Annotated in this window: 21 protein-coding genes and 1 pseudogene; 11 read left to right on the forward strand and 11 right to left on the reverse strand. The window is 67.1% G+C overall.

What is annotated here, in order from left to right:
* Nucleotides 1-5 precede the first annotated feature (5 nt).
* Together ACQUQF_RS10395 and ACQUQF_RS10400 are read right to left on the reverse strand one after the other, a co-directional pair.
* The gene (locus ACQUQF_RS10395; protein WP_435178459.1) at nt 6-539 is read right to left on the reverse strand and encodes a GrpB family protein; all 534 of its coding nucleotides are present in this window, start codon (nt 537-539) and stop codon (nt 6-8) included.
* 135 nt (nt 540-674) lie between these two features.
* Complete coding sequence (locus ACQUQF_RS10400) at nt 675-1,073, reverse strand: hypothetical protein (RefSeq protein WP_435178461.1); 399 nt, start codon at nt 1,071-1,073, stop codon at nt 675-677.
* 134 nt (nt 1,074-1,207) lie between these two features.
* Here ACQUQF_RS10400 and ACQUQF_RS10405 point away from each other — a divergent pair, with 134 nt between their 5' ends.
* Nucleotides 1,208-1,402: a hypothetical protein gene (locus tag ACQUQF_RS10405; protein WP_435178463.1), complete on the forward strand. Its 195-nt coding sequence runs from the start codon at nt 1,208-1,210 to the stop codon at nt 1,400-1,402.
* Nucleotides 1,403-2,237: 835 nt separating this feature from the next.
* On the opposite strand, the gene ACQUQF_RS10410 is transcribed toward ACQUQF_RS10405, so the two are convergent.
* The 3 genes from ACQUQF_RS10410 to ACQUQF_RS10420 form a co-directional block, all read right to left on the reverse strand.
* Nucleotides 2,238-3,341: a mandelate racemase/muconate lactonizing enzyme family protein gene (locus ACQUQF_RS10410; protein ID WP_435178465.1), complete on the reverse strand. Its 1,104-nt coding sequence runs from the start codon at nt 3,339-3,341 to the stop codon at nt 2,238-2,240.
* Between the two features lie 65 nt (nt 3,342-3,406).
* Nucleotides 3,407-4,228, reverse strand: a complete 822-nt coding sequence (locus tag ACQUQF_RS10415) for a fumarylacetoacetate hydrolase family protein (protein ID WP_435178467.1) — start codon at nt 4,226-4,228, stop codon at nt 3,407-3,409.
* Nucleotides 4,229-4,235: 7 nt separating this feature from the next.
* A complete protein-coding gene (locus ACQUQF_RS10420) occupies nt 4,236-5,027 on the reverse strand; it encodes an SDR family oxidoreductase (protein ID WP_435178469.1) in 792 nt (263 codons plus the stop codon).
* A 266-nt stretch (nt 5,028-5,293) separates the two neighbouring features.
* Between ACQUQF_RS10420 and ACQUQF_RS10425 the strand changes: the two genes are divergently transcribed.
* On the forward strand, nt 5,294-6,034 hold the full coding sequence (locus tag ACQUQF_RS10425) for an IclR family transcriptional regulator (protein WP_435178471.1): 741 nt from the start codon (nt 5,294-5,296) through the stop codon (nt 6,032-6,034).
* A 902-nt stretch (nt 6,035-6,936) separates the two neighbouring features.
* Here ACQUQF_RS10425 and ACQUQF_RS10430 read toward each other — a convergent pair.
* Nucleotides 6,937-7,683 carry an SDR family oxidoreductase gene (locus tag ACQUQF_RS10430; RefSeq protein WP_435178473.1) on the reverse strand — a complete coding sequence of 249 codons (747 nt, stop codon included), beginning with the start codon at nt 7,681-7,683 and terminating at the stop codon, nt 6,937-6,939.
* Nucleotides 7,684-7,897: 214 nt separating this feature from the next.
* Here ACQUQF_RS10430 and ACQUQF_RS10435 point away from each other — a divergent pair, with 214 nt between their 5' ends.
* The gene (locus tag ACQUQF_RS10435; protein ID WP_435178475.1) at nt 7,898-8,998 is read left to right on the forward strand and encodes a Gfo/Idh/MocA family protein; all 1,101 of its coding nucleotides are present in this window, start codon (nt 7,898-7,900) and stop codon (nt 8,996-8,998) included.
* Between the two features lie 172 nt (nt 8,999-9,170).
* Here ACQUQF_RS10435 and ACQUQF_RS10440 read toward each other — a convergent pair whose 3' ends face one another.
* Nucleotides 9,171-10,460: a lactate racemase domain-containing protein gene (locus tag ACQUQF_RS10440; RefSeq protein WP_435178477.1), complete on the reverse strand. Its 1,290-nt coding sequence runs from the start codon at nt 10,458-10,460 to the stop codon at nt 9,171-9,173.
* A gap of 157 nt (nt 10,461-10,617) precedes the next feature.
* On the opposite strand from ACQUQF_RS10440, the gene ACQUQF_RS10445 reads away from it, so the two are divergent.
* A complete protein-coding gene (locus ACQUQF_RS10445; protein WP_435178479.1) occupies nt 10,618-11,835 on the forward strand; it encodes a mandelate racemase/muconate lactonizing enzyme family protein in 1,218 nt (405 codons plus the stop codon).
* A 70-nt stretch (nt 11,836-11,905) separates the two neighbouring features.
* On the opposite strand, the gene ACQUQF_RS10450 is transcribed toward ACQUQF_RS10445, so the two are convergent.
* A complete protein-coding gene (locus ACQUQF_RS10450; RefSeq protein WP_435178481.1) occupies nt 11,906-13,579 on the reverse strand; it encodes a thiamine pyrophosphate-binding protein in 1,674 nt (557 codons plus the stop codon).
* Between the two features lie 119 nt (nt 13,580-13,698).
* On the opposite strand from ACQUQF_RS10450, the gene ACQUQF_RS10455 reads away from it, so the two are divergent.
* A complete protein-coding gene (locus tag ACQUQF_RS10455) occupies nt 13,699-14,919 on the forward strand; it encodes a mandelate racemase/muconate lactonizing enzyme family protein (protein WP_435178483.1) in 1,221 nt (406 codons plus the stop codon).
* Here ACQUQF_RS10455 and ACQUQF_RS10460 read toward each other — a convergent pair.
* Entirely contained in the window at nt 14,916-16,076 is a 1,161-nt protein-coding gene (locus ACQUQF_RS10460; RefSeq protein ID WP_435178485.1) for a hypothetical protein, read from the reverse strand. The two genes, ACQUQF_RS10455 and ACQUQF_RS10460, sit on opposite strands and share 4 nt — an antisense overlap.
* Nucleotides 16,077-16,080: 4 nt before the next feature.
* A complete protein-coding gene (locus ACQUQF_RS10465) occupies nt 16,081-16,374 on the reverse strand; it encodes a hypothetical protein (RefSeq protein ID WP_435178487.1) in 294 nt (97 codons plus the stop codon).
* Between the two features lie 45 nt (nt 16,375-16,419).
* On the opposite strand from ACQUQF_RS10465, the pseudogene ACQUQF_RS10470 reads away from it, so the two are divergent.
* A pseudogene (locus tag ACQUQF_RS10470) lies at nt 16,420-16,524 on the forward strand (cupin domain-containing protein); the annotation flags it as partial.
* Between the two features lie 131 nt (nt 16,525-16,655).
* On the opposite strand, the gene ACQUQF_RS10475 reads toward ACQUQF_RS10470, so the two are convergent.
* The gene (locus tag ACQUQF_RS10475) at nt 16,656-17,525 is read right to left on the reverse strand and encodes a fumarylacetoacetate hydrolase family protein (protein ID WP_435178489.1); all 870 of its coding nucleotides are present in this window, start codon (nt 17,523-17,525) and stop codon (nt 16,656-16,658) included.
* A gap of 258 nt (nt 17,526-17,783) precedes the next feature.
* On the opposite strand from ACQUQF_RS10475, the gene ACQUQF_RS10480 reads away from it, so the two are divergent.
* The 5 genes from ACQUQF_RS10480 to ACQUQF_RS10500 all read left to right on the forward strand — a co-directional run bounded on the left by ACQUQF_RS10480 (nt 17,784) and on the right by ACQUQF_RS10500 (nt 24,415).
* Nucleotides 17,784-19,106 (forward strand): DUF362 domain-containing protein, encoded by a 1,323-nt coding sequence (locus ACQUQF_RS10480; RefSeq protein WP_435178491.1) that lies wholly within the window; start codon nt 17,784-17,786, stop codon nt 19,104-19,106.
* Nucleotides 19,096-20,385, forward strand: coding sequence for a four-carbon acid sugar kinase family protein (locus ACQUQF_RS10485; protein WP_435178493.1), 1,290 nt, complete (start codon nt 19,096-19,098; stop codon nt 20,383-20,385). Before ACQUQF_RS10480 ends, ACQUQF_RS10485 begins: the two co-directional genes overlap by 11 nt.
* Before the next feature lie 146 nt (nt 20,386-20,531).
* Nucleotides 20,532-21,551, forward strand: a complete 1,020-nt coding sequence (gene pdxA / locus ACQUQF_RS10490; protein ID WP_435178495.1) for a 4-hydroxythreonine-4-phosphate dehydrogenase PdxA — start codon at nt 20,532-20,534, stop codon at nt 21,549-21,551.
* Between the two features lie 153 nt (nt 21,552-21,704).
* On the forward strand, nt 21,705-22,211 hold the full coding sequence (locus ACQUQF_RS10495) for an LUD domain-containing protein (protein ID WP_435178497.1): 507 nt from the start codon (nt 21,705-21,707) through the stop codon (nt 22,209-22,211).
* Nucleotides 22,208-24,415: an LUD domain-containing protein gene (locus ACQUQF_RS10500; protein WP_435178499.1), complete on the forward strand. Its 2,208-nt coding sequence runs from the start codon at nt 22,208-22,210 to the stop codon at nt 24,413-24,415. The genes ACQUQF_RS10495 and ACQUQF_RS10500 overlap by 4 nt, the downstream gene beginning before the upstream one ends.
* Nucleotides 24,416-24,476 lie beyond the last annotated feature (61 nt).

Genomic DNA, 24,476 nt, shown 5'->3' on the forward strand with positions numbered 1-24,476 from the left:
GCGGTTCAGTCCGTCTCGTCGAACGTCGGCACGCGCTCGCCGTACCCCTCCTCGTAGGCCCGGGCCTCGAGCGATCGGATCTTCTCGTTCTTGGCGTCGGTGTACGCGGCCACGTCGTCGGGGTGGGCGGCCGCGGCCTCGCGCTTGGCCCGCTCGTACTCGGCCCGCGCGCCGGGGTTCTCCCGGAGGAACTCCCGGAACACCAGGTGGTCGCGCCACGCGTCGGCCGACCGGGGCCGGAGGTGGACCACGACCGGCTCGACCTCGGTGCGGGTGAGGACCAGCCAGTCGGGGTCGTCGCGCCGGCGGTCGTACCCCCACTCGACCAGCGCGTCGGCGGCCTCGCTCGCCGCCACGTAGTCCTCGTACACCGCGAGCACGTCCACGACGGGCTTGGCCGCGAGGTCCTCGACCGCGGTGCTGCCGATGTGGAACACGCCCAGCAGTCGCTCGTCGGAGGCGGTCCGGAGGCGGTCGCGCTCGCCGGCGAACCGCTCGCGCCACGCGGGGTCGTGGTCGACGAGGTGGATCTCGGACACGGTTCGCCTAGTCGCGACGGGAAGGAGTGTCTTGCCCCCGGCCGGCGCGACGCCGCTCCCCTTTGCGGGGCGCGCCGACCGGCGACCGCCGAACGCCGCAGCCCGATGCGGGCACGTCGCACCGCCGGAACGGCGTCACCCGATCAGTTCCGCGCTCTCCTCGGAGAGCTCGACCGCCACGTCCTGTCTGGTCTGCTGGCTGATCTGGTCGAGGTTGCGGGTCAGCACCTCCAGGATGTCGGCGGGCTCGGGGTAGACGAGCATGTTCTGCCGGTCGTCCTCCATCACGAGCTGGGTGTCCGTGAGGGTGATGCGGTCGTTCTCGATGCTGGCGACGACCGCCGGCAGGACCTCCTCGCCGCCGGGGTCGCCCTCCGCGACGCGGGTGACGTACAGCGAGTCGAGCCCGATGAGGTCCTTGTACTCCCGGATCCGCTCGGCCAGCGCGACCATGTCCTTCGTGATGGCCGTCTTCTCGGGATTGCCGTGGGTCCCCTCGTAGCAGTGCTTGCACACCCGCAACTCCATGCGCATACGTCACATGCGACGCCGTCGCTAATGACGGTTGCGCCTGGGGTCGGCGTCCGACCCCGAACGGACGCGAGACCGACGGTGTCCGGCCGGAGCAGCGAAATCCTTACTACCGAGGCGGCCGAACTCCGTGTGGTATGTCAGCACTGCTCGACACCGTCTACAGCGCGGTGATACTGCTGGTCGCGGTCGGCGGCATCGGGTTCGTCTTCTACGCGACCGGCCGGGACGAGTCGGGCGACGCCGGCGGGGGCGCGGGGTGGACCCAGTGGGCGCTCGGGCTCGTCGTCGCGGCGTTCCTCGCCGTGATGGTTGTCGGACTCATCGCGTAGCGACGGTCCAGTCTGACGGCGACGACTCGTGACTCCATCCCGTAGCGTGGGGTGAGTCGACGGAGAGAATCTCGTACTCCTGTCTTCGCTCCGAAAACGAGTCATCTCACGTCTCGCCCGAGTGTCCTCGTCGACCGGGCCAGGGAAGGAAGGAGTACACCACCCTGTCCTCCTTTCGGCCACCAACGGCAACTACCCAGTTACGCCTTCCATCACCGTTGATTCGCATACCCACATTAGACATAAATAGTTGGAATAATGAGCTGGTATGGAGAATTCTGCGGAATAGTAGCCTATCGATTTGTTTTCCCCGAACGTACAAAATACAAGCCTCCATTATCAAACTCTCCGTTAGAATATGCCGGGGAATAGTAATGACTTCTTAATTCAACTCTTTTCGCCGGACAGGTGGGCAGATCCTAGACGAGGGGCGGAGAATACAAACCTGTAATCGTTTCTTCTGGGTTGCTCCTCCATATGCCCAAAATAGTCCTCAGCCACTAGCCTACAAATAATTATGACTGCACCGCGCCGTTCCCACACGGGAAAAGCGTGATTGGCGAGAGATTCACTGCGGGATCATAGGGACGGGCGAGTAGTTGTGGCGGAATATCATCGTCAAACAGGTTGTAATTTAAGCGTAAGACAGAGAGTGTGTTATCGTCGATAGCGACCTAGACTCCACAGGAGGGACGTCATTCCCACGTCGAGTTCAGCTACTGCTAGATCCAATACATCCATAAGGGTTGTTCGCATCTGCGGTGCGACCGACGTCGAGGTCAAGCCGCGATGGGAACCGAAGCGAACCAGATACCCGGTGAGCGAGGAGTGGAGTTCAGACGCGGAACTCCTCGAGGGCGTCGCGGTCGAGTTCGACGCCGTGGCCGGGGCGGTCGGGAAGTTCGATCGTCCCGCCCTCGGGTTCGATCGGGTGTTGCAGTACGTCGTCGAACGCCTTCACGTCCGAGTCGCGGTAGAAGTACTCTATCCAGAGTCCGTTCTCGATAGCTGCGAGCAGGTGAACGTGGAGGTCCCAGTTGTAGTGGGGCGCGACCGGGATATCGTGGCACGCGGCCATGTCGGCGACGCGCATCCACTCGGTGACTCCGCCGACTACCGTCACGTCCGGCTGAACGACCTCGACGGCGTCCTCCCGGAGGAGGTCGGCGAAGCCGTAGCGGCTGAACTCGAGCTCGCCGCCGGCGACGGCGTAGTCGAGCGCCTCGTTGACCTCACGGTAGAGGTCCAGACTGTCCGGCATCACCGGTTCCTCGATGAAGTACGGGTCGTACTCCCCGAACTTCCGACACGCGCGGACGGCCTCCTGCTTGTTCCGCCACTTCCCGTTCGCGTCCATCAGCAGTGTCCGATTCGGACCGATGGCCTCCCGGGCGACGCGGACCCGCTCGGCCTCCTCTTCGAGGGACTTCCGACCGACCTTCATCTTCACGACGTCGTGGCCGCGGTTGACGTACGTCTCCATCTCCTCGCGAAGCCCCTCGAGTCCCTTGTCCTCCCGGTAGTAGCCCCCGCTCGCGTACGCCGGGACCTCCTCGGCGTGTCCACCGAGTAACTTGTAGAGCGGCATTCCGGCCGCTTTCGCCTTGATGTCCCAGAGCGCGGTGTCGATGCAGGAGATCGCCCGGACCATCACGCCCTTCCGTCCGATTTGTACCGTCCCGTCGAACATCTCGCGCCAGAGACGCGACGTATCGCGAGGATCTTCGCCCTCGACCATGGGTGCGAGGACGCTTTCGACCGCCTGCGCCACGACGTCGGCGCCGCCGTAGCCGAGGGTGTACCCCAGACCTTCGGTGCCGTCCTCGGTACGGACGTACACGATGGCGTGATCGCGCTCCTCGACCACGCGGGTCGCGAAGGCGACCGGTTCGTCCAGCGGAATCGATACGGCGAAACTCTCTACTTCTGCGATTTTCATTGGTGTGGATTAGGTGCGTTCGTTCAGTCGCCGCAGCTTTCAAGCGGACCGGGCCGGTCGAGACGTCATCCGACCACGTCCGAGCTGACCGAACCGATGCGCTCGATCTCGGCCGATACGGTGTCGCCGGGGGTGATGCGTTTGGCGCCCGGCGTTCCAGTCGAGATGACGTCGCCCGGCTCGAGCGTCATGACAGTCGAATGGAACGCCACGAGTTCCCGCGGTGACGCCATCATATTGCGGATCTCGTTCTCGGCCGCCACCTCCCCGTTGACGACGGTCCTGACCGAGAGTCTGTCGAGGCTGTCGACCTGCTCGGTCGTCACGATCGAGTGGCCGAACACGAGAAACGAGTCGAAACTTTTCGCACGGGTCAGGAAGCGCGGGTTCCGCTCCAGGATGTCTTCCGCCGTCATGTCGATGACCGGGACGTACCCTGCGACGACCTCGTCCACGTCGGCTTCGTCGACGTCCGAGCACGTCTGTCCGATGATGAGCGCGAGTTCGGCCTCCGCAGTCACGCGGTCCGTGATGTCGGTCGGCGGGAGTCGAATCGGTCCTCCCGGGCCAGTGGCCGCCGTGGCTGGTTTCATGAAACTGGCCGGTTCCGTCGGTCTGTCCTCGTTCAGATCCGAAGCGTGATCGGCGTAGTTCAGCCCGATCCCCCAGAGCTTTCCGGGCCGCTCGAGGGGCGCGGCGAACGAAAGGTGTTCTTCTGGGACGCGGGTGACCGACGCCCCCTCCGGCGTCGGGAGGTCACCCGCAGCCGCTACCGGGAGCGCGTCTCGGAGTGTAGTGAGCGACGAGTCGGCGGACGAGAGCGGAACGAACCCCCTGTCGTCGCCGAGCATGTGCCGACCGTCGACGGTCCGTGCGAGTCGTAGCATGATTTCGTCAGAGGTTTGACGCCCCTTGCCCCCCGTCGACGGGCACGGCGATACCGTTGAGGAAACTCGAGTTCTCCGACGAGAGGAAGGCGACTGTGTCCCCGAGCTCCATCGGGTCGCCGATTCGCCCGAGCGGGTTGATCTCGCCCTTCTCGTCGAGGCCTTGCTCGTAGCTGTCGTACTCGCCACGCTCGACGGCCGCCTCGATGAGTTCACGCTGGCGGGACGTCTCGTGCGGTGCCGGGAGGACGGCGTTCGAGCGGACCTCCGGTGCCAGTTCCTTCGAGAGCGTTTTCTCGAGGCCGATGACTCCCATCCGGACCGAGTTCGAGAGGACGAGCGAGGGGATTGCCTCCTTGACGCTCCTCGAGGCGATGGTGACTATGGTGCCGCCACCGTCTTCGCGGAGATACGGCGCGGCTTCGCGGACGAGTCGGACGACGCTCATCACGAGGAGGTCGAACGCGTCGTACCAGTCCTCGTCGTCCGTCTCCATGAACGATCCGCTGGGCGGACCGCCGGCGTTCGTCACGAGGTGGTCGATTCCGCCGAACTCCGCGACGGTCTCGTCGACGAGTTCCTCGATGTCGCCGGCGTCCGTCAAGTCCCCCCGGACTCCGAGAACGTCACCATCGGCGAGTGTTCGAACGTCCGCTACCGCTTCGTCGAGACGGTCGTCGCTTCGGCCGTTGATAACGACGTCGGCCCCTTCACGCGCCAATGCTTTCGCGGATGCGTTTCCGAGTCCGCTACTCGATGCAGTAACGAGGGCTGTGTTGCCGTCGATTCCGTAATCCATGTTCGACAGACGAACGTGCGGGAATCTCCTGTAAAGCCTTTCGTTGAGCGGCGAGATTAACCGGTTTTAGCGGTTCTAAACCCGATTCCCTGCTCATTGCGAAGTCGCGCCGACCTGATGGAGGCGTACTGCGACCTCCGACGTCGTACCCGGTTGTGCCCGGCGGGTGAACCGCGCGGACGGTCGCAACCGATGTTTAGGGGGGCTAAACAAACCTTTTGTGTATAGATATCACATGTCGTGGTATGGAAGGCGCAAAGAATCCGGTGCTGGCCGTGGAGAACACGGTTACCATCCTCGAGAAGCTGGCGGAGCTGAACCGGGCCGGGGTGACCGACATCGCGAGCGACCTGGATATCACGAAGGGGACTGTGCACAACCACCTCACGACGCTCGAGGAGAACGGACTCGTCGTCAGAGACGGCGACCAGTTCCGGCTGGGGCTTCGGCTCTTCGAATTCGGCGAACAGATCAAGAACCAGCACAAAATTTACGACGTGGGAGTGCCGGAGGTCGACAAACTCGCCGAACAGACGGGAGAACTCGGTAACATTCTCGTCGAGGAGCACGGACAGGGCATCTACCTCTACCGGGCCCGCGGTGAAAACGCCCTCTCGCTCGACACGGGAATCGGCTCTCGCATCAACCTCCATCAGGCCGGCCTGGGGAAAGCAATCCTCGCCCACCTCCCCGAGGAACGGGTCGACGAGATCATCGACGAACACGGCCTCGAACCGAGCACGAAGAACACGCTGACGACGCGTGACGCCCTGTTCGAGGACCTCGAACAGATTCGCGATCGGGGGTACGCCCTGGACATGGAAGAACGGGCGGTCGGGGTTCGGTGCGTCGCGGCCCCGGTCATCACGAACGACGGTGTCGTCCGAGGCGCCGTCAGCGTCGCCGGTCCGGTGAGCAGGCTCCGCGGAGATTACCTCGAGACGGAGGTGCCGGAATTGGTCAAACTGACTGCCAACGTAATCAGCATCAATCTCTCGTACGCCTGATTGCCGCCGTAGGTCTCGGTTGACGGCCGTCTTCCCTCCGTCCCCGCTCCATCATGTTTTGCAATGTAAAACAACTGGATCTCTCCCTACTTTCGATAGGAAGAAGAATCGAAAAATATCTCGAACATATCTCGAGAGTCGATTTCGGATCACGTCAAGCGGCGGAACGAGAGCGAAACGGCTCCCTGCGTAGCCGACCGATTCCCGAAGAGAACGGCGTGATTCGGAAGATGGAGCGTTCCGTACTGCGGAGAGAGTCGTGGTGTCACAACTGCCTAACACGGGGATCGTCCGTGTCCACCGGGCACATCGGAAAGGAATCTTTGTAAACGAGCAATTCGTTTTAGCCGTAACAAACGTAACTCTGTTACGGTGGTCCGAATCGATGGGGTAGAAGCACTGCCCCTGTCCCGGATGGCGAATTGCCCGACTCCGGGCGGCCTGAATGGTGATCGAGGCGTGACATTTCTTATCGCTGTAGGAACGCTGGATACTACGAGACGGTTCCTCGATCACGATGACAGGACGAACGATCGAATGGCGGAATTGGAGGCGAAATCGGTGTGTTTAGCTATACAAAACGAGGCGGGTACATGCCGTCGGAATCGATGACGCTCACCGCGGGGGAACTCTCTCGCAGATTGCCTGATTGTAGCGTCCGGACGTCCTCGTCCCGGCGGACACGGAAACGTCGAAGGCACCTACGACTGTTCCGTCGGGGATTCGACCTATGCGGTACCGACTCGTACCCTCGTGAGACGCTACCACGCCGGAAGAAGCGGATGCGGAAGTACACCGCCCGTCGCTCCATTTACGGACGGTCGATTGATGACAGCGAGGATACGCCGAGCGGTGACCCCGCGTTTGTCCGACCTGCGTCTGAAGAGTATTTCCGAACGGACCTACCAGTCCGAGAACTTGTCTCGACGGTAGAAGTCGAGCTCCTGAACGACGTTCGGGGCGTCCTGTTCGGCGGCGAACGCGACGGCCTCCGCGACGTCCTCGGGGGTCGCGGCCTCCTCGGGCGTGAGTTGCTCGCCGAGCGCCTCGCCGTCCTCGGAACCGAACTCCGTGAGCACCTCGGTCGGGTTGATGGCGGTGACACCGACCCCCTCTGGTCCGGCGCTCCCGGAGAGACTGAGCGCCAGCCCGCGGGTCCACCACTTCGTCGCCGCGTACACCGGACTCGCGGGACGCGGGTACTGTCCCGACATGCTGGCCATGAAGATGAGGTTCCCCTCCGTCTGCTTGAGATGCGGCATCGCCGCTCGGGCGAGGAAGAACATACCGTCGCAGTTGACGTCCATCATCTGTCGGTACGCCTCCGTTTCGAGTTCCTCGATGACCGTCTCCTCGCGGCCGAGCCCCGCGTTACTCACGACCACGTCGAGGCGGCCGAAGGTGTCCACGGCGGAGGCGACCAGGTCCTCTACCTCGTCTTCCTCGGAGACGTCGGCCGGCGCAACGAGCGTCTCCGCGTCGTGCTCGGCCGCGACCGCGTCGGCCAACTCGCGGAGTCGTTCCTCGCGGCGCGCCGAGACCGCGACGTCCGCTCCGCGCTCGGCGAGAGCGTGAGCCGTCGCGCGGCCGATGCCGGAACTGGCGCCCGTTACGAGTGTGACGTGGTCTTCGAGCGAGTTCTCGCTCATGGACAGCTAATCCGGTCGGAGGGCCATAACGGTTCTCCCGACGGGACCACCTCGTCGGGCAACCCAGTCGTCGCTTCCCGACCCCGAGCGAGTCCGTCGGAGATGCCAGCCCCCGCCAGCTACGACGGAATTCGGAGTGGTGTCGACCGGCCGGAATCCGGAAGTCTCTCTCGACGACGCCAAAGTACAGTAGGCAGCAGGTCGCAGACGGTGTATGGCGACGTACAAGGCCGGCATCATCGGTACGGGTGGCATCGCCGGGATGGGAATTCTCGGGATGCACGACCAGGACGAGATCGGCGAGAAGAAGTTCCGCGCCAGTCACGCCGGCGGCTACCGCGAGGCGGACGACATCGAACTGGTAGCCGTTGCCGACGTCGACGAGGAGAAACTCGCGCGCTTCGGCGAGGCGTGGGACGTCCCTCCGGAGCGTCGCTACGTCGGGCACGAGGCGATGCTCGCCGAAGAGGCCCTCGACGCCGTCTCCGTCTGTACGCCCTCGTATCTCCACCACGGTCCCGCCGTCGACGCGGCTCGGTCCGCCGCGTCGCCGGACGTCATCTGGTGCGAGAAACCCGTCGCGGCGAGCGTCGCCGAGGTCCGGGAGATGATCGACGTCTGCGACGAGGAGGACGTCGAACTCGTCGTCAACCACTCGTTTCGGTTCACCGACAAGCTCCGAACGCTTCGCGACCTCGTCCGGGAGGAGGGTATCCTGGGCGACGTCCGCTCGGTCAACGCGCAGTTCCGCCGCGAACTCATGCGGAACTCCACGCACCTCCTCGACATGCTCGTCTACCTGCTCGACGCGCGCGCCGAGCGGGTTAGCGGGCACATAAACGGCGAGAACGACGCCGTGGAGGCACTCGACGGTACCTCCGTCGACGACTCCGGCGGTGGCGGTCACGTCGTCCTGGACGACGGTACGTTCGCCACCGTCGACTGCACCGTCGCTCGCGAGGTCTCGTCGATGGCGCTCACGTTCGTCGGGACCGAGGGGAAACTCTATATCAACAACGACGACGGCGAATGGCGATACTGGCGTCTCGAGGACGGCACGCACGTCGAGGCGGACCTGCCCGGTATCGAGGGCGCGTGGTCGTGGGAGGAGGACTACCGGAACGCGTTCCCCAACGCCGCTCGACACGTCGTCGACCTGCTCGAGGGCGGGGCCGAGCGAAACCGCTCGCCCGGCGTCGAGGCCGCCCGGTCGCTCGAGATCATCGTCGCGTTCTACATCTCCCATTACACCGGCGCGCACGTCGACGTGCCCCTCGACCGCCCGTTACGCGACGTGACGATCTCCTCCTGGTAGGCGGCCTCGGGGTCGACCGTCGCCAGTCGCTCGCCGCACGGAAGTTCCCGCCATCGCGGGGCGACTCTCGCAGTCGACGGCTTCCTGGCGACCCTCGGGCCCGACCGCGCTACTTCCCCCCATATGCCTATAGTTAACAATAGGCGATATAAGCCTGACGCCGGCTCCTCGCTCACTCCGTCTCCTCGAACGTCGCCTCCTCGTCCTCGAATACGAGCCGTTCCCACGCGTCGACCGAGACGTCTTCGGCCTCGCCGACGAGCGCCTCGGAGATGCGGAACTCGGAGAGGTGGCCGGTGTCCCGAATCCAGGCGACGCGAATCCGTTCGGGGTCGTAGGGGCCGACCGAGCCGAGCGCGGTGTTCACGGCGTGCTCGTCGGTCGGAAGGACGAGCGGGATGGCCGCCTTCGAGAGGGAGTTGCTGGTGATGATGTTCGTGTAGACCTGCGATAGGTCGAGCTCCTCGACCAGCGACCGGCGGGTCAGGTCCGCGAGCCCGATACCGGCCCCGTTCCCGTGAGTCGCCTCGGTCAGCCCGCGGACGTAGATGCGCTTGACGTCGGGGAACTCGGGGTCGTCGGTGTTCAACACGTTGTAGCGCCCGATGACGTTCGTGTCCATGCCCGCCCCGGAGACGTCCTTGCCCATCCTGTCGACGACGAGGACGTCGAGCTCGTCGTACGGCAGCGTCGGCATGTACTCGTAGGCGCGCTCGAGGAGCGGGGCCTCGCCGTCGGGCAGCTCGCCGACCGGAACCCCCGCCACCTCGGCGAGCCTGTCGTGGAAGTTCTCGACGAGCGCGATACCGCCGATCAGGTTCGATTCGGCGCGGACGACATCGAGCGCGTCGCGCAGTACGGTCTCGTACCCCTCGACGATGGCGTGCTCGTGCGTTCGCTGGGCGCCCGGCTGCTTCCCGAGACCGATGACCGCCATCTTCGTGAGACCGCTCTCGAAGGTCCCCCGGAAGTTCGTGTGGGCCTTCACCCGGTTTATCACCAGCGTCGCGTCCGCCTCGACGGCGGCGGTCGACCAGTGGACGGGGAAGCCCTGGTCGGACTCGCCGAGAACGGTAGTCTCCACGCGCGGGTCGATGGGGCAGCCGAGGCGCTCCTCGGTGATGTCGTAGGAGGCGAGCACCTCGCGCTGGCCCTCGGCAGTGGCGCCGCCGTGACTGCCCATCGCAGGGACCACGACGGGGTCGAACCCGCGCTCGTCGAGTTCGCTCACGACGGCGGCGGTCACGCCGTCGATGCGGTCGATTCCGCGGCTTCCCACGCCGACCGCGACGGTGGCGCCGTCCTCGAACGTCTCGAGCGGGAGCGCGTCGAGTTCCTCGCGCGCGACCGATTCGGGCGCGTCGAGTTCCGGCGTCGTCGGTTCGTAGCGCACTCGCGCGAACCGGGGCGGCGGCACGTCGGAGACGACGGGGTCGATGTCGTGTTCGTCCGGGAACTGCATACGCTTGCTCGGACAGGCGGTCACTTAACTGATGGTGCTACTCGATACCCAGTGACAACGGTTATTACGATTCGGACCGGTCGTCCGTACGACAGTCCATGGAATTAGACGCAACGGTAGCTGACGGCAAGACGAACAGCCACGGGAGGTCCGCCTGATGCGGGACTTCTCGAACCACGCGACCAACCGTTCCCCGGAACGGGACGTCGAGATCACCGACATCGAGACCGCCGTCGTCGAAGGTAACTTCGAGTGGAACCTGGTGAGAGTCCACACCGACGCCGGGGTCACCGGCATCGGCGAGTCCTACCGCGGCGGCACGGTAACCGACCTCATGGAGTACACCGAGCGCTTCCTCGTCGGGGAGAACCCCCTCGACCCCGAGCGCATCTTCCGCCGCATCGTCCAGGACATGTCGGGCCACGGCGGCACGACCGGGAAGGTGGTGACCGCGGCGTCGGGCATCGAGATCGCCTGCTGGGACATCATGGGGAAGGTCCTCGACGTCCCCGTCTACCAACTGCTCGGCGGGAAGTACCGCGACGAGGTCCGCATCTACTGCGACTGCCACGCGGGCGAAGCCTTCGAGACCGAGGCCGGCTACGTCGCCCACCACGACGAGGAGGCGTACCGACCCGAAGCGTACGCGGAGGAGGCAGCCCGCGTGGCCGACATGGGCTTCACCGCGCTGAAGTTCGACCTCGACATGGAGATGGACAACGACCCCGACCCGTACAACGGTCGGGTGTCGAACCGCGCGATGCGGCGCAAGGTCGAGATCGTCGAGGCGGTCCGCGAGGCTATCGGATACGACATCGACCTCGCGTTCGACGTCCACTGGGACTACTCGCTGGACAGCGCCAAGCGGGTCGCGCGGAAGCTCGAGCCCTACGACCTGATGTGGCTCGAGGACGTCGTCCCCCCGGAGAACATGGACGCCCAGCGGGAGGTGGCCCGGGCGAGCGAGGTCCCGCTCGCCACCGGCGAGAACCGCTTCCGCGTCCACGAGTTCAAGGACCTCCTCTACGACTTCGGCGTCGACGTCATCACGCCCGACCCGTCGACTTGCGGCGGCCTCGCCGAGTCGAAGGCCATCGCGAACCGGGCCGAGGAGAACTACATCGCCTTCTCGCCGCACAACGTCTGCAGCCCCGTCGGAACGATGGCCTGCGTCCACCTGGGCGCCTGCATCCCGAACTTCGACGTGCTGGAGTACCACGCGCTCGAGGTCGACTGGTGGGACGACCTCCACACGAGCGACCCCCTCATCGAGGACGGGTACATCGAAGTTCCCGAGAAGCCGGGGCTCGGCATCGAACTCGACGAGGACGTCGTGGAGGAGCACCTCCTCGACGGCGAAGCCGGCTTCAGCTGACCTCGAGGACGGGCCGGGCCTCAGTCGACTTCGGGGGCGAGTCCGGCCGCAGCTGAACGAGGTCGGGGTTTCAGTCGAACGAGAGAGAGGTCTCGTACTCCGCGGCCTCCGCCGCGGACGGCTCTTCGGTCTCGACCGTCACGTCGACGAGTTCCGGCCCCGACCGGCGCTCGATAGCGGCCGCGACGGCCTCTCCGGCGGCCGCCGCCGTGTCGACGCTGGTGCCCCGGACCCCGAACCCTTCGGCGACCTCGGCGAAGTCGGGGCGGTCCCAGGTGAACTCGTGCTGGTCGGTGTACTGCATGATCTTCGGCGATTTCGAGATGATACCGTAATCGGCGTTGTCCGAAACGACGACGACGACGTTGAGGCCGTACTCGGCGGCGGTGTGGAGCTCGTGGACGCACATCATCAGGCCGCCGTCGCCGGTGAGACAGACGACGGGCCGGTCGTCGTCGCGACCGGCCGCCGCGCCGATCGCCGCCGGGAGACCGACCCCCATTCCGGCCCACGACCCGGCGGTGACGAACCGGTCCGGGTCGTGGGCCTCGAACCGCTGCATCGCCCAGAGCCGGAACCCGCCGACGTCGGTCGCCACCGGCGATTCGCGGGGCGTGGCCTCGCGGACCGCCGCGAGGAGCTCCGGCGTGTTGGCGGGACTGTCGCCGTCGAAGAGCCCGAGGTCGCGGAGGTGGTCGTCGTACTCCGACCGCACCCGTCGGGCGACGTCCGCGCCGCTCCAACCGCCCCCACCGCGACCGTCGAGTTCTTCGAGGAGGCGGTCACCCGCACGAGTGACGTCGTCGACGATGGCGACGTCGGCCTCGTAGCTGGCGTTCACGTCCTCGGGTACGAGGTTGACGTGGACGAGCGTCTCGCCCATGGGGACGTCCCAGTGGGCCGTGGTGACGCCGTCGAAATCGGTCCCGAGCGCGAGCGCGACGTCGGCGGCCGCGAGCGCCTCGCGCGCCCCGGCGGGCGTATGACTCCCGGTGACGCCGAGCCAGCGGTCGTCGTCCTCGGGGAAGACGCCTTTTCCCTTGTAGGACGTGACGACCGGCGCATCGAGAGCCGCCGCGAGTTCGCGGACGACGCGGGGACCGTCCTGCGACCGGCGCGCTCCGCCACCGGCGTAGATGACCGGGCGGTCCGCCTCGGCGAGCAGGTCCGCGACCTCAGCGTAGGTGTCGTTGTCGTACGAGACCCGTTCCGGCGTCACGCTCGCGGCGGGCGCCTCGACCTCCTCCGCGAGTACGCCGGAGGGGACGCCGAGTCGGACCGGGCCGTACGGCGGGGTGAGTGCGGTCTCGATACCCCCTTCGACTCGGCCGGGCAGGTCGAGTTCGTCCTCGACGGTGACGTTTCGCTTGACGACGTTGTCGAAGGTGCCGGGTTCGATCTCGTGAATGGGGCTCTTTCCGCGGTCCTCCGGGTTCGCATCGGCGGACACGTGGAGGATCGGCACGCAGTCCTCGTAGGCGTTCTTCAGGCCGTGCATCGCGTTCGTGTCGCCGGGGCCGGGAACCGTGAGCGTCGCCGCGGGCCGACCGGTCGTCTCGTAGTACCCCCAGGCGACGTGCGGGACGGCGGTCTCGTGACGGGCCATCAGATACGCCATCTCGTCGCGCTGAACCACGACGCGGTCGAGGGGAAGCGTCTGCGTACCCGGCAGGCCGACGAGCAGTTCGACGCCTGCACCGACCAGTGCCTCGTACACGAGGTCGCCGCCTGTTCTATCTGCCATGACATCCGGTTAGCGTACCCGTCAACAAAGAGGTATCCCCGGGTGAACGCGGACGATATCAGGAGGTTGAAGATGGGACGCGGGGGAAGAATTAATCCCCGTCCGCCTGAGGAACAAGCATGCGCCTCTCCGAGGTAACGGTACACACGCTCTCGTCGCCCATCGAACCGTCGCAGGAGCGTCGATTCCACGGCGGCGTCCGACGCCTCCACAAGCGGGATTTCGTCCTCGTCCGCGTCGAGACGGCGGACGGGGAGGTCGGGTACGCACCGGGCGCGGCGACGAGTTCGGCCATGCGCGAATACTTCGACGGCACCGCCCACGACGACTTCGCCGAACTCGTCGAGGGTCGGGTTCGCGACGCCCTCGCGGGCGTCGATATCGAGGCGCCCGAGGACGTCGCCGAGACTGTCCGCGACCTCGGTCTCCCCACGAAGCTCGAGTCGGAGGCCATCGGCGTCATCGACGTCGCCTACTACGACATCCTCGGCAAGCGACTCGGGGCGCCGGTGTACGCATTGCTCGCCGACCGCGAGGTCGACCCCGACCCGCTGGAGCTGTACGCCAGCGCCGGGATGTACATGGAGCCGGAAGGCTACGCCGAGCAGGCCCGCGTGCTCCGGGACCGGGGCTTCGGCGCCTACAAGTACCGTCCCGGCCTCGGCGTCGAGGCCGACGAGCGCACTCTCCGCCTCGTCCGCGAGGCGGTCGGCGACGACATGGACGTGATGGTCGACGCCCACACCTGGTGGAAGCTCGGCGACCGCTCCTACGGCTTCGAGCAGGTGGTCGAACTCCTCGACGCCTCCGGGGCTCACGACCCGTACTGGATCGAGGAGCCGGTCGAGCCGGCCGACTACGACGCCTACGAGCGACTCGCCGAGCGGACCGGGCTCCCGCTCGCGGGCGGTGAGAGCGAGGAGTCCGTCGAGGGACTGCTTCGACTCGCCGAGACCGGCGTCTCGTACCTGCAGGGAGACACCCGTCATCACGCCGGCTTCACCGGGTGCTGGCGGGCCGTCGAGGCCTGCGCCGACCGCGAGGACGTCACGTTCGTTCCGCACAACTTCGGGACGCAGCTCGGTCTGGTCACGAACGCGCACCTCGTCGCTGCCTCGCCCGAGTCGCCGATGCTCGAGTACCCGGTGTTCGGGGAGGACCGCGGAGGGATGTACCCCTTCCCGCTGGCCGAGGACGTCCTCCGCGACGAACTGACCGTCGAGAACGGCACCTTCGAAGTGCCGGACGGGCCCGGACTCGGCGTCGAAGTGAACGAGAACGTCGTCGAGGAGTACCCCTACATCGAGGGGGCCTGGACCGAGTTCGTCTACGACGACTAGGCGGCCGAACCGTTCGCCGTCGAGTTGTTCCCCGCGACGCGATCGGTATCGATCCGCCGGAGCGAGAGTTCGAACTCGGACTTCGGGAGGTCGATGGACAGCGAGAGGTCGCCGGTACCCGACCGGTGACTGCGCAGCGCACTCGCGACCTCGCGGATGTCGTCCGACCCCGCGCCGATCCCCTCGTCGTCGGCCCGGTCCTCCAGGGCGGTGGCGACAGCGACTTCGGCGTCGCGCAGGTCGGTGGCGATGCGGTCGACGCGGGTCCGCTGTGCGGCGGTCAAGTCCCGCTTCCGGAGGTCGTCGAGCGTCGAGCGGGCGTCGCCCGCGACGACGAGGGCGACCCGGCCCGTCCCCACCAGGCGGGCGGAGCTGTTATCGGTCCACTCGACCTCGACAGATGACTCCTGAAGGATGGTGACCCGGAACCGGGCTTTCGCGATGGCGGCCTCCGTCTCGCTGATACCGGGGTCGACCGTCGCCCGAACGTCGTAGGACGCGAGCGCGACCTTCTCGAGCGGGTTGTACGCGTCCGAGGGGTAGCCGGCGGCGGCGACCGAACCCGCGCCGAGGCCGGCCGCCGTCAGGATCGCGACGGCCAGAACGACCCGAAGTCCGCCCGTGACGGGTTTGCGCTGGCGCATCGGATTCGCCCACGACCGATCGAAAGAGGTGCCGAGCGCGTCGGTGAGGTCGGCGGCGAGGTCGGCGGTCCGCCCGGAGGCGCCCGCGAGAACGAGCCGACCCGAATCGTTCACGCGCACGAAGGAGTTGTGAAACCCCGCGTGAGTCACCGAGAGGCCGGTCCCCTCCGGGAAGTCGTCGGGGACGACGCGCTCGTACCCGTCGGTGTTCCTGACGGCGTCCCGGACGGCGTCGAGGGCTTCCTCGCGTTTCGGGAACGTGTCCGTCGACGCGAAGTACTGGTCCCTCGTTCCCGCGCGCGCATCCTCCCCCTTGAATTCGCGGCGCCGCCGGTAGAACGCGTTCTTCGCGACGGCGATACCGTCGGGTGCGACGGACACGAGGACGCCGAGGAGGGCCACCCACGCGAACGGTCCGAGGCCGGCCTCCGCACCGTACTCGAGGGCGCCCCACGTCGCGGCCGCGAGCAGGACCGCACCGCCCGCGACGGCGGTCGCGCGAAGCTTGTTCATCGGTTCACCGGACGTACGTGCCGAGAACCCACTGCTTGAGCTTCCCGACGAGACCGACGCTTCTGCGCTCCCGCTCGGCTTCGAACAGCGGTTCGAGCTTCTCGTAGAGGTCGTCCTCGTCCTCGAACCGCTCGATGTCCCCCTGCGCCAGGAGTTCGCCGAGCATCATCGAGTCGCCGTCCTCGTCGATCAGGATGTTGGCCAGCGCGTGCTCGCGTTCGAGCCGCGCCACGGAGACCGGGTAGGACCACCCGTTCTCCTCGATGAGTTCCGCGACCTTCCTAGGTCCGTGAGTCATACTCTGTGATACCTCGGCGCACGGGTATAAATCTTACATCGGTCCTCGCGGGAGGCCCACCGCACCGAGAACACCGGCGACGAGCGAGCCGTCTGCATCCAGGTGTTCGCGCCGGGCCGCTCCTTCGACTTCTGGCTCGACCGGGAGGAAGACGACGAGCGAACGGATCAATCGAGTCCAGTCTCGAACGGAGCGAGTTCGGGTCCGGATTCCCACATCATCGACCGACCGTCCACGATACCTACTGCAATCGCGCGCAACGGACCGCGACGACCAGCACGCTATACCCGAACGACGGGGTTCGACAGCGTCCCGATGGACTCGATGTCTATCGTGACCGCGTCGCCCTCCTGCAGATCGAAGTCGTCCGGCGGGACGATGGACGTCCCGGTCAGCAGAACGGCGAGTTCGGGGACAGCGTTGTGCTTCGTAAAGCAGTCGACGAGTTCCTCGCAGGTCCGGACCATCTCGCCGGTGGACGTCTCGCCCGAGAAGCGGGTCTCCCCGTCGCGCTCGATGCTCATCGATATCGAGAGGTCGTGGGGGTCCCCGACCGTGTTCGGGCTCGCCACCGCCGGCCCCACGGCCGCGCAGCGGTCGTATATCTTCGCCTGCGGGAGGTACAGCGGGTTCTCGCCCTCTATGTCCCGGCTGGAGACGTCGTTGCCGACGGTGTACCCGACGATGTCGCCCCGGTAGAGCACGATTCCGAGTTCGGGTTCGGGGACGTTCCACTGGGAATCCGCGCGCACGCCGACGGCCTCGTCCGGACCGACCGTCCGCGATGGCGTCGCCTTGAAGAAGATCTCGGGCCGCTCCGCCCGATAGACGTCGAGGTACATGTCGGGCATCCCGCTCTCCTCCCGTCGCGCCTGCTCGCTGATCTCGTAGGTGACGCCGGCGGCCCAGACCTCGTCCGGAACGAGCGGGCGGCCTCGGTCCGCGGCCACCTCGTCGGGGTCGATAGTCGGTGCGGAGTCGAGGAGCTGGGTAGCGACATCGTCGGCGGTCGCCTCGACGACGGCCGCCGTTCGCAGCAGGTCCCTGAACTCGAGAAGCTCGGGTTTCACGGAACTGAGGTCGTAGTACTCCCCGCCCGCCTCCGCTACGAGGTGGTCCCCTGAATCGAGGGTTAGCTGGTAGTAACGCACATAACAAACCACAGCGGACGGATTATATATCACTTATGCCAACTAGTGGCAAGGGGGTGGAGCCGCGTCGCGAGGACGAACTCCTCGGGACGCAGGTCCGGCCAGTGCGATTCGACCCGTCGTTCCCCGAGAGACGGTCGAACGGGCGTAGTTGTCCGTGGTGATCATCCTCCGTCAGGGCTGGATACTGGCGAATTCGACGAACGAGAGGCGTCAGTCGGAGACAGAACTAAGGCACCCGGGACGCGAGGGAGAACCATGATTCATCTCGACGTCCCCGACGCGGAACGGCTCGAGGCCGTCAACGACGTGTCGATCGAGCAGTTTCCGCGGTTCGCACGGGCTCGACGACACCGGGACCCCCCGCGGATAGCCGACGTGTCGGCGGAGACCCGAGCGGCCATCGACGACATCCCGGCGTTCGACGACCTGCGGGCCGGCGCGGAGGTCGCGATCACCGCCGGGAGCCGCGGCATCCACGACATGCCGGAGCTGCTGGACGCCGCGGTCGACGAACTCCGGAGTCGGGGGTTCGAGCCGTTCGTGATGCCCGCGATGGGGAGCCACGGGGGCGCCACGGCCGAGGGCCAGCGCGAGATGCTCGCCTCCTACGGCATCACCGAGGAACGGCTCGGCTGCGAGATCCGCGCGTCCATGGCCACCGAGACGGTCGCGGAAGACGACGAGGGATGGCCGGTCCCGGTCTCGACGGTCGCGCTCGACGCCGACGCCGTCCTGCTCGCGAACCGGGTTAAGCTCCACACCGACTTCCGCGGTGATATCGAGAGCGGCCTCTGCAAGATGGCCGTCGTCGGACTCGGGAAACAGCGCGGGGCCGAGATCATGCACAACGCAGGGCTGAACCGCGGGCTGGGGACGGTCGTCCCCGAACGGGCCACGCTCGTCTTCGAGAACGCCCCGGTCGCGGGCGGCGTCGCTCTCGTCGAGAACGCGAACGACCGCGCGGCCGTCGTCGAAGGGGTGCCGGTGGAAGACATCCCCGATCGGGAGCCCGAACTCCTCGACCGGTCCCGCGAACTCTTCGCGGAGCTTCCGGTCGACCGCCTCGACCTTCTCATCCTCGACAAGATCGGAAAGGACGTCTCGGGCACCGGCATGGACACGAACGTCGTCGGCCGGTACATGTTCGGCGACGAACCGGAGCCGAGCGTTCCGGACGTCACGCGAATCGCGGTCCGCGGCCTAACGGAGGCCTCCCACGGTAACGGTCTCGGCATGGGGCTCGCCGACTTCGTCCACGAGGACCTCGTCGCCGACCTGAACCTCGAGGACACCTACAAGAACATCGTCGCGAGCGGCGAGCCCTCCCGGGCGCGCATCCCGATCATCGCCCCGTGCGACCGGACGCTGCTCGTCCTGGCCGCCTCCATGACCGGGGTCCGAGACCCGTCTGACCTCCGCGTCGGGTACATCGCGAACACCCTGCGGCCCGACGACCTCTACGTCTCCGAGCCCGTCGCAGACGAACTCGAGGCGCGGGAGGACGTGACCGTGGCCGAGCCCGAGCCGCTGTCCTTCGACGAGTCGGGCGATTTCGACTTCCACTTCGATGACCAGTGACCGCACCCTCGTCGTCGCCGACGACCTGACGGGCGCGACCGACACGGGTCACTCCTTCGCAGCACGGGGGTACGAGACGGTCGTCCGCGTCGACCCGGAGTTCGACGCGCCCGAGGCGGCGGTTCTCGTCGTCGACACCGACTCGCGCTACGCCGACCGCGACGAGGCGGCCGCGCGCGTCCGGGACGTCGTCACGTCGACCGACGCCGCCGTCGTCTACAAGAAGATCGACTCGACGCTCCGCGGGAACCTCGGCGCCGAGATCGCCGCCGCCTACGACGTGTCGGACGCGGACGCGGCCGCCGTCGCGCCGGCGTTCCCCTCGAACGACCGCCTCACCGCGGGCGGGTACCACCTCGTCGCCGGCGAACTGGTCGCGAACACCGAGGCCGGCAACGACCCGGACAGTCCGGTCGAGACGTCTCACGTCCCGCGTCTCCTGGGCGCACAGGTCGACGGCACCGTCGCGCATGCGGACGTCGAACGCGTCGCCTCCCGGTCGGCGGTCGAGGCGCTCTCCGGTCCCGCCGAGAGGCCGGCGGACGAGCGCCTCGTCGTCGTGTTCGACGTCGTCCACGACTCGCACCTCGACGTCGTGGCCGCGGCCGCCCAGGAACGGGACGGCGACGTGCTGCTGGTCGGCAGCGCGGGCCTCGCCGAGCACGTCCGTCTCCCCGGCGAGCCGACGCTCGAGCGACCCGGCGTCGCCGCCGACCCGACCGGCGTCGCGTTCGGCGTCGCGGGGAGCGCGAACCCCCGGACGCTGACGCAGCTGGACGCGCTTCCCGAGAACCGGGTCGTCGACCTCGACGCGGCGGCCGCAGTGGACGACCCCGCAGTCGCCGCGGCAGCCGCAGCCGACGAGTGCCTCGACCGTCTCGAAACGGAACCGGCCGTCGTTCTCGCGTCGGCGCGCGACCGCGACGACGTGGACGCGACGCTCGACGCGGCGAAATCAGCGACCGTCCCGCAGCGCGAGGCTCGCGAGCGGGTCGCCGCGGCGCTCGGAACGGCCGCCGAACGCGTCTGGGAGGCGCGGGAACCCGGCGGGCTGTTCCTCACCGGCGGGTCGGTCGCGAAGGCCGTCCTCGGCCGACTCGACGCGGGCGGGGTCGCGCTCCGCGGCGAGGAGGTCGCGGTCGGCGTCCCCGCGGGCGAGGTCCGCGGCGGTCGGGCGCACCGCGCGCCCGTCGTGACGAAGGCGGGCGCGTTCGGAGACGATGCCACCGTCGTCGACGCGCTCGACTACCTCCGGCGAGTCCCGCGGAGGAGCAAGTGATAAGGGCATTTCGACAGACATGGCGGTATGGACGTAGATTCCTGCGACGCGACCGACACGGCCGAGGTTCTCGACGCTGTCGTAATCGGTAGTGGAGCGTTCGCGCCCCGACGCAGAACGCTTCCCGGAGCCGAGGGGGGAGCCGCGTGAGCGACCGCCGTCGCCGCCTCGGAATCACGATGGGTGACCCGTCGGGAATCGGCGCCGAGGTCTCCGTCGAAGCGTACGCGGAGGCACGCGAAATCGCCGACGTGCTCGTCGTCGGCGACGCGGACGTCGTGCGCGAGGCCATCCGGGCCTGCGACGCCGATATCGAGGTCAACGCGATCGACGGCGTCTCCGAGGCCCGGTTCGAGTCGGGCAGCCTCGACGTCCTCGACCTCGACAACGTCGACTCCGCGACCCACGCCTGGGGCGAGCTTCGCGAGGAGTACGGGCGAGCGAGTCTCGAGTACGTCGAGCGCGCAATCGACCTCGCGCTGGCCGGCGACATCGACGGCGTGGTCACCGCGCCCATCAACAAGCAGGCGACGCGGCTGGCCGGGAGCGAACACGCCGGGCACACCGGGCTGCTCGCCGCCCGCACGGGCGTGACCGACTACTCGATGATGCTCGTCGAGGACGAACTCCGGGTCACCCACGTCAGCACCCACGTCCCGCTTCGCGAGGCCTGCGACCTCGTCACCACGGAGAACGTCCTCGACACGATCCGGGTCACCCGAGAGGGCCTCCGCGACCTCGGTCTCGAGGACCCCGCCATCGCCGTCGCCGGTCTGAACCCCCACGCGAGCGACGGCGGCCTGCTCGGCGACGAGGACCTCGAGGAGATCGCGCCCGCCGTCGAGCGCGCCAGGGACGAGGGCATCGACGCCGAGGGACCCGAGTCGCCGGACACCGTCTACGTCCAGGCGGCTCGCGGGGACTACGACTGCGTCGTCTCGATGTACCACGACGAGGGTCACATCCCGATCAAGCTCCTCGGATTCAGCGAGGGTGGCGAGGTCAGCGGCGTGAACATGACCGTGGGTCTCCCGATAGTGCGGACGAGCGTCGACCACGGGACGGCGTTCGACATCGCCGGACGGGGAGTCGCCTCGCCCCGGAGCATGGTCGACGCGGTCGAGGTGGCGGCGACGGCCGTTCGGCACCGACGGACGCGAGAGTAATCGGTTACTCAGGGGTGTTCTGAAAGCCGATCAGGCGTCGGCTTCGCCGGAACCCGGAACTCCCCCGAAGCGCTTGCGGTTCGTGACACGGCGGTCGAAGCGCGTAGCCTCACGTGGACAACACTTATCCGGTTCGTTGGTCAACAGACGGCTATGTCTACCGACGCCTCGTCGGCATTCGAATCGTCGCTCTCCGAACTCGACGTCGGCTGTACGCGGACCGACGCCGCCGGATTCCCCGACGCGCTTCGGGACGTCGTCGAGGGACCAGCCGTCGGTGCGCCGCTCGACGGATACGACGTCTCGCTCGAAGGGACACCGATCACCCTCGACCCGACGCCCAGACAGCTCCAGAACGCCGATACGGGCGTCACTCCCATCGGACGAGCGATCGCCGAATACGGATCGCTCGTCGTCGAATCGAACGCCGCAGGTAACGAACCGATCAGCCTCTATCCGCCGACGCACGTCGGCGTCGTCAGGGAGAGCGACGTCCTCCCGGACGTCGAGTCGGCGACGGGCTACCTCTCGGAGCGGTTCGCCGCGGGGAAGTCCGCCGTCTTCGCGACCGGCGTCAGCTCCACGGGCGATATGGGCGCCCTCGTCGAGGGCGTCCACGGCCCCAAGACCGTCCACGTCGTCCTCCTCGCGGACCAATGAGCGAGAGCAGGGCTCGCCGCCGGAAGGCGGAGGAGATCCGTCACCTCCTGGAGACGGAGGGCGACGCCGTCCACGCGAACACGTCGGTGTTCAACGAGGAGCGGTACGACGCCATCGAGCGCTTCGAGGAGTTCGAGGCACTCCGGACCGAGGCCCGCGCCATCAAGGAGGAGGCCATCGAAACTCTCCCCGCGCTCGTCGAGCAACTTCGCGAAAGCGTCGAGGCCAACGGCGGGAACCTCTACCTCGCCGACGACGCGGCGGACGCCAACCGCTACATAGAGGAGGTCGTCGAGTCCGAAGACGCGGAGGCGATCGTGAAGAGCAAGTCGATGACCACCGAGGAACTGGAGGTCAACGAACGCCTCGCGGAACTCGGCGTCGAGGTCTTCGAGACCGACCTCGGCGAGTTCGTCCTGCAGGTCGCCGACGAGGGCCCCTCGCACCTCGTCGGCCCGTCGCTCCACAAGTCCAGGGACGACGTCGCGGCCCTGTTCAACGAGCACTTCGACCCCGACGAACCCTTCGAGACGGCCGAAGAGCTCACCGAGTTCGCCCGGGACTACCTCGGAGAGAGGATCCGGGCGGCCGACGTCGGGATGACCGGAGCGAACTTCGTCCTCGCCGAGTCGGGCACCATCACCCTCGTCACGAACGAGGGCAACGCCCGGAAATGCGCCGTGACCCCCGACACGCACGTCGCAGTCGCGGGCGTCGAGAAAATCATTCCGGACGCCGAGCGACTGCAGCCGTTCGTGGAGCTCATCTCGAAGACGGCGACCGGCCAGGACGTCTCGCAGTACGTGACGATGCTCACGCCGCCGGTCGACTCGCCCACCGTCGACTTCGACCGCCCCGACGAGCCCATCGGGTCCGGCGAGCGCGACCGGGAGTTCCACCTCGTCCTCGTCGACAACGGCCGGATGGCGATGCGCGATGACGACCACCTCCGGGAGACGCTGTACTGCATCCGGTGCGGCGCCTGCGCGAACTCCTGCGGTAACTTCCAGCACGTCGGCGGCCACGCGTTCGGTGGTGAGACCTACACCGGCGGCATCGCGACCGGCTGGGAGGCCGGCGTCCACGGTCAGGACGCCGCGTCCGACTTCAACGACCTCTGTACCGGCTGTTCTCGGTGCGTCAACGCCTGCCCGGTGAAGATAGACATCCCGTGGATAAACACGGTCGTCCGCGACCGGCTCAACCGCGCGGACGACCCCGAGACGTTCGACTTCCTCGTCGAGGGACTGACGCCGGACGACGAGTCGGGCGGTCTCGACGTCCGGAAGCGCGCGTTCGGCAACTTCGAGACGCTCGCGAAACTGGGGAGCGCGACGGCGCCCCTGTCGAACTGGCTCGCCGACCTCGGCCCGGTGCGCACCGCGATGGACCGGTATCTGGGCATCCACCCGGAACGCGACCTTCCGGCCTTCGAGCGCGAGACGCTCGCCGACTGGTTCGAGAGTCGGCGTCCGCGCGGCCCCGACGCCACCGCCGACCGAAAGGCCGTGCTCTACCCGGACGCCTACACGAACTACGTACAGGTCGACCGGGGGAAGGCCGCGGTCCGAACGCTGGAGGCGCTCGGCGTCCGCGTCGAACTGGCGACGCCCGCGGAGAGCGGACGGGCCCCGCTGTCCCAGGGGATGCTCTCGACGGCGACCGAGCGCGCGACGGCGGTCGCCGACGACCTCGACCCGTACGTCGCGGCGGGCTTCGACGTCGTCGTCATCGAACCGAGCGACATCGCGATGTTCGAGCGCGAGTACGGGAAGCTACTCGACGACGAGGTCCACGCTCGCCTCAGCGAGAACAGCTACGAGGTTCTGGAGTACGTCTACGGCCTGCTCCACAACGGTGCCGACCCGCACGCGCTCGCCGACCCCGACGGTCCCGTCGCGTACCACAGTCACTGCCAGCAGCGGACGCTCGGTCTCGAGGCGTACACGGAGGCCGTCCTCTCGGACCTCGGATTCGACGTTCTCACCTCCGACGTGGAGTGCTGCGGCATGGCCGGGAGCTTTGGGTACAAGAGTGAGTACTACGAGCTGAGCATGGACGTGGGGTCGGACCTCGAAGCACAGTTCGCCGACGAGCGCGACCGGACGCTCGTGGCGAGCGGGACGTCGTGCACCGAGCAGATGGCGGCGCTGTTCGGCCGGGAGGTTACCCACCCCATCGAGCTGATCGCCCCGTCACGGTAGCGGCGGTCGGAGCAGCTTCTCCGTACGCCCGGACGTCTGAATGGCGGTAGTCCGAACGGTA

Origin of the sequence: Halorussus sp. AFM4, assembly GCF_051194995.1 — an archaeon.
Classification (GTDB): domain Archaea; phylum Halobacteriota; class Halobacteria; order Halobacteriales; family Haladaptataceae; genus Halorussus.

What these genes read in the sequence shown, in the direction of transcription:
- ACQUQF_RS10400 (WP_435178461.1), bottom strand. Translation starts at nt 1,073, where the DNA reads ATGCGCATGGAGTTGCGGGTGTGCAAGCACTGCTACGAGGGGACCCAC.
- ACQUQF_RS10405 (WP_435178463.1), top strand. Translation starts at nt 1,208, where the DNA reads ATGTCAGCACTGCTCGACACCGTCTACAGCGCGGTGATACTGCTGGTC.
- ACQUQF_RS10410 (WP_435178465.1), bottom strand. Translation starts at nt 3,341, where the DNA reads ATGAAAATCGCAGAAGTAGAGAGTTTCGCCGTATCGATTCCGCTGGAC.
- ACQUQF_RS10415 (WP_435178467.1), bottom strand. Translation starts at nt 4,228, where the DNA reads ATGCTACGACTCGCACGGACCGTCGACGGTCGGCACATGCTCGGCGAC.
- ACQUQF_RS10420 (WP_435178469.1), bottom strand. Translation starts at nt 5,027, where the DNA reads ATGGATTACGGAATCGACGGCAACACAGCCCTCGTTACTGCATCGAGT.
- ACQUQF_RS10430 (WP_435178473.1), bottom strand. Translation starts at nt 7,683, where the DNA reads ATGAGCGAGAACTCGCTCGAAGACCACGTCACACTCGTAACGGGCGCC.
- ACQUQF_RS10435 (WP_435178475.1), top strand. Translation starts at nt 7,898, where the DNA reads ATGGCGACGTACAAGGCCGGCATCATCGGTACGGGTGGCATCGCCGGG.
- ACQUQF_RS10440 (WP_435178477.1), bottom strand. Translation starts at nt 10,460, where the DNA reads ATGCAGTTCCCGGACGAACACGACATCGACCCCGTCGTCTCCGACGTG.
- ACQUQF_RS10445 (WP_435178479.1), top strand. Translation starts at nt 10,618, where the DNA reads ATGCGGGACTTCTCGAACCACGCGACCAACCGTTCCCCGGAACGGGAC.
- ACQUQF_RS10450 (WP_435178481.1), bottom strand. Translation starts at nt 13,579, where the DNA reads ATGGCAGATAGAACAGGCGGCGACCTCGTGTACGAGGCACTGGTCGGT.
- ACQUQF_RS10455 (WP_435178483.1), top strand. Translation starts at nt 13,699, where the DNA reads ATGCGCCTCTCCGAGGTAACGGTACACACGCTCTCGTCGCCCATCGAA.
- ACQUQF_RS10460 (WP_435178485.1), bottom strand. Translation starts at nt 16,076, where the DNA reads ATGAACAAGCTTCGCGCGACCGCCGTCGCGGGCGGTGCGGTCCTGCTC.
- ACQUQF_RS10465 (WP_435178487.1), bottom strand. Translation starts at nt 16,374, where the DNA reads ATGACTCACGGACCTAGGAAGGTCGCGGAACTCATCGAGGAGAACGGG.
- ACQUQF_RS10480 (WP_435178491.1), top strand. Translation starts at nt 17,784, where the DNA reads ATGATTCATCTCGACGTCCCCGACGCGGAACGGCTCGAGGCCGTCAAC.
- ACQUQF_RS10485 (WP_435178493.1), top strand. Translation starts at nt 19,096, where the DNA reads ATGACCAGTGACCGCACCCTCGTCGTCGCCGACGACCTGACGGGCGCG.
- ACQUQF_RS10495 (WP_435178497.1), top strand. Translation starts at nt 21,705, where the DNA reads ATGTCTACCGACGCCTCGTCGGCATTCGAATCGTCGCTCTCCGAACTC.
- ACQUQF_RS10500 (WP_435178499.1), top strand. Translation starts at nt 22,208, where the DNA reads ATGAGCGAGAGCAGGGCTCGCCGCCGGAAGGCGGAGGAGATCCGTCAC.